The sequence below is a fragment of the Corallococcus sp. CA041A genome (assembly GCF_003612075.1).
GTDB lineage: Bacteria > Myxococcota > Myxococcia > Myxococcales > Myxococcaceae > Corallococcus > Corallococcus exiguus.
This window is the reverse complement of record NZ_RAWF01000447.1, coordinates 1-3,947: the sequence shown is the minus strand read 5'-3', so window position 1 is coordinate 3,947 and position 3,947 is coordinate 1. Positions and strand designations below refer to the sequence as shown.

The 3,947-nt window shown below is 70.7% G+C and carries 4 protein-coding genes; all 4 read left to right on the top strand.

Annotated elements, in window-relative coordinates:
- On the top strand, nt 1-1,567 hold a 1,567-nt coding region (locus D7V77_RS40715; protein WP_233597533.1), incomplete at its 5' end, for an ABC transporter substrate-binding protein.
- Nucleotides 1,564-2,478, top strand: a complete 915-nt coding sequence (locus D7V77_RS40710; protein ID WP_199733985.1) for an ABC transporter permease — start codon at nt 1,564-1,566, stop codon at nt 2,476-2,478. The genes D7V77_RS40715 and D7V77_RS40710, both read left to right, overlap by 4 nt.
- Complete coding sequence (locus D7V77_RS40705; protein ID WP_120581554.1) at nt 2,475-3,308, top strand: ABC transporter permease; 834 nt, start codon at nt 2,475-2,477, stop codon at nt 3,306-3,308. Before D7V77_RS40710 ends, D7V77_RS40705 begins: the two co-directional genes overlap by 4 nt.
- Before the next feature lie 54 nt (nt 3,309-3,362).
- Nucleotides 3,363-3,824, top strand: coding sequence for a D-aminoacyl-tRNA deacylase (gene dtd, locus D7V77_RS40700; protein ID WP_120581553.1), 462 nt, complete (start codon nt 3,363-3,365; stop codon nt 3,822-3,824).
- Nucleotides 3,825-3,947: the final 123 nt, after the last annotated feature.

Here is a 3,947-nt window from a genome sequence, read left to right as displayed (position 1 = left end):
GCCCTCCCGCGCCACCCGGGTGTTCTTCATCGCGCTGGCGCTGGTGCTTGACTCCGGCTGCCGCGACCCGGCGCCCCCGGCGGGCATCACGGTGCTGTTGGAGGCCCCACCGGACAGCCTGGACGATCGCTTCGCCCTCACGGCCCATGGACAGCGGCTGGCGCAGCTCGTCAGCCCGGGGCTCCTCACCTTCGATGACGCGAGCCGGCCCGTGCCCCAGCTGGCGGAGTCCTTCCGGGAGGTCTCGCCCACGGTGATGGAGTTCGTCCTCCGTCCGGGGCTGACCTTCCACGACGGGAGCGCCCTCACCGCCGAGGACGTGAAGGCCACCTTCGACGCCCTGCGAGACCCGAAGCTGGGCAGCCCCAAGCGCGAACGGTACGAGCCGGTGGAGCGCGTGGAGGTGGTGGACGCCCGCACGGTGCGCTTCCACTTGAAGCGACCCTATGCGCCGCTGCTCGCGGAGCTGTCCGCGGCCATCCTGCCCGCGGAGCGCGTGGGGCCCGGAGGCATCGAGGCGCAGGGAACGCACCCGGTGGGCGCGGGGCCCTTCCGGTTCGAGTCGTGGCCGGACGAGGAGCACCTGACGCTGGTCCCCTTCGAGGGCTGGCATGGGGGGAAGCCCGCGGTGTCGAGGCTGACGTTCCGGGTGGTGCGGGACGAGACGACGCGGGTGCTGGAGCTGCTCAAGGGCCGCGCGGACCTGGTGGTGAACGGCGTGTCCCCGGCGGTGCTGCCAGCGCTGCGAAAGTCGCCCCACCTGCGAGTGGTGACGAAGCCAGGCACGGGCTTCACCTACCTGGGCATCAACCTGCGCGAGGGGCCGCTCGCGGACGTGCGCGTGCGACAGGCGCTGTGTCACCTCATCGACGTGCGCCCGTTGGTGGAGCACAAGCTGCACGGGCTGGCGGAGCCCGCGTCCAGCATGCTGCCGCGCGAGCACTGGGCCTTCACGGAGACACCGGGATGCGGCTACGCGCCGGAGAAGGCGGCCCGGCTGCTGGACGCTGCGGGGTACCCGGATCCGGACGGGCCCGGGGGACAGCCGCGACTGTCCTTCACCTTCAAGACGAGCACGGACCGCTTCCGGCGCGCGGTGGCGTTGGTGCTCAAGGAGCAGCTGGCGAAGGGAGGTATCGCGGTGGAGGTGCGGGCGCTGGAGTTCGGAACGTTCTTCGAGGACGTGCGCCGGGGGCGCTTCGAGCTGTTCACGTTGAAGTGGGCCGCCGTGATGGAGCCGGACCTGCTCCGGGGCGCGTTCCATTCCGCGAACATCCCCGGCCCTGAGAACCACTGGGGCGGGTTCAACCGTGGAGCCCTGAAGGACCCGAAGCTGGACCGCGTGCTGGACGCGGCGACGCAGGCGTCTCGGGAGGAACGGAAGACGTTGTACGCGGAGGCACAGCGGGAGCTGGACGCGGACATGCCCGTCATCCCGCTGTGGCATGAGGCCAGTGTCGCGGTGGTGTCCTCGCGGCTCGCGGACTTCGAGCCCAGCGCGCATGGACTGCTGCTGCCGCTGGCGAAGGCGCGGGAAGTGACGCCCGAGCGTGGGGGCACGCCGTGACCCGGAGGCTCGTGTCCGCGGTCATCGCGATGGTGGGGGCGCTGCTGCTCGTGTCGCTGTTCCTGCACCTCGTGCCTGGGGACCCGGTGGACGTGATGCTGGGGGAGCAGGCGACGCAGGTGGACCGCGCGGCGTTGCGGCAGGCCGTGGGGTTGGACCTGCCGTGGTACGCGCAGCTCTGGACGTTCGCTCGAGACCTGGCCACCGGGGAGCTGCGCACGTCGCTGCCTCCGTTCCAGCGCAAGGTGCTTCCTGCCCTGGGCGCGGCGCTGCCGTACACGCTGCTGCTCACGGTGTCGGCGATGGCCGTGTCCCTGGTGTTGGCGCTGCCTCTGGGCGTGATGGCGGCGGCGCGACGAGGGACGCCCGTGGACGCGGCGGCGATGGGCGTGTCCGTGGCGGGTGTCGCCCTGCCCCGCTTCTGGTTGGGGCCGGTGCTCATCATCCTGTTCGCGCTGAAGCTGGACTGGCTGCCCGTGTCGGGCGCGGAGTCATGGCGGCACCTGGTGCTACCCGCGTTCACGCTGGGCACCGCGCTGGCCGCGTTCCTGGCACGGATGACGCGCGCGACGATGCTCGAAGCGCTGCGTGAGGACTACGTCACGGTGGCCCGGGCCAAGGGCCTGTCGCCTCGCGTGGTGCTGTGGAAGCACGCGTTCCGCAACGCGCTGCTGCCACTGGTGACCGTGCTGGGCCTGGAGTTCGGCGCGCTGCTGGGCGGCGCCATCGTGACGGAGAAGGTGTTCGCGTGGCCGGGCATGGGCACGCTGCTGCTCACCGCCATCGAGAAGCGCGACTACAACACCGTGCGCGCCACGGTGCTCCTCTTCACGTTCTGCTACGTCGCGGTCAACACGCTCACCGACCTCGCGTATTCGTGGGTCGACCCGCGCGTGCGGAGGCGCTCATGAGCGCGGCCCATCGCTTCCGGCTGCACTCGTGGGGGGCTCGGTTCGGGCTGGCCGTGGCGTGCGTCTGGGTGTTCACCGCGCTGTTCGCGCCGTGGCTCAGCCCGCATGCGCCGGACGCCATCGACCTCACTCGCGAGCTGCTGCCCCCGACGCCCGGTCACCTGCTGGGCACGGGAGAGAACGGCATCGATGTGCTCACCCACGTGCTGTACGGCGCGCGCGTATCGCTGGAGGTGTCCTTCTTCGCCGTGGTGCTGTCCGCCGCGGTGGGCATCACGCTGGGCGGCATCGCGGGCTATGCGGGCGGGCTCGTGGACGAAGCGCTGATGCGGCTGGTGGACGTGCTGCTCGCGTTCCCGGGCATCCTGCTTGCGCTGTTCATCACCGCGGTGCTGGGCCCCAGCCTTGCCAACGTGGTGTTCGCCCTGTCGTTCACTGGATGGACGGGCTACGCGCGGCTGACGCGCGGGCAGGTGCTCACCCTGCGCGAGCGCGACTACGTGCAGGCTGCTCGGGCGCTGGGCAGTGGGCCGGGCCGCATCCTCGTGCGGCACATCCTGCCCAATGCGGCGGGGCCACTGCTCGTGCTGGCGACGTTCGCACTGCCGGGCGCCATCGTCGCGGAGGCGTCCCTGAGTTTCCTGGGGCTGGGCGTCCCGCCGGGCACGCCGTCATGGGGCGCGCTGGTGGACCAGGGGACGCAGTACCTGCTGGTGGCGCCGCACGTGGCCCTCTTCCCCGGCATCGCGCTGGCGATCACCGTGCTGGGCTTCAACCTGCTGGGCGATGCGCTGCGCGACGCGATGGATCCGCGTCGCGAAGGACGCTGACTTGAAGGCCTCGCGCGTCCCTGGCAGGAAGCAGGAACGCAAGGGAGTCAATCCATGAAGGCCGTGGTGCAGCGGGTCCTGGAAGCGTCGGTGACGGTGGACGGACAGCGTGTGAGCGAGATGGGCCCGGGCCTGCTCGTGCTGCTGGGCGTGGGCAAGGGCGACACCGACGCGGACATGGCGTGGATGGTGGAGAAGCTGGCCATGCTGCGCATCTTCGAGGACTCCGACGGCAAGATGAACCTGTCGCTGGAGGACACCTCCAAGCACCTCATCGTCGTCAGCCAGTTCACGCTCTACGGCGACGCGCGCAAGGGCCGCCGGCCCAGCTTCATCGACGCGATGGAGCCTGTCGCCGCCAAGGCCCTCTACGAGCGCACCTGCGAAGCGCTGCGCCAGCGAGGCCTCACCGTGGGCACCGGCATCTTCGCCGCGGACATGAAGGTCGCGCTCGTCAACGACGGGCCCGTCACCATCCTGCTGGAGAGCCCTCCGAAGGCCGCGGCTCCTGCCTAAGTAGGTCGCCAGAAGTTCCGAGACAAATCCGGGTCGCATGCGCAGTTTCTGGAGCATGCGACCGGCAAGGAGCCCTGCCGAGCTGGGGCTGACAGCATACGACATGCGGAAGCTGGAGCGGGC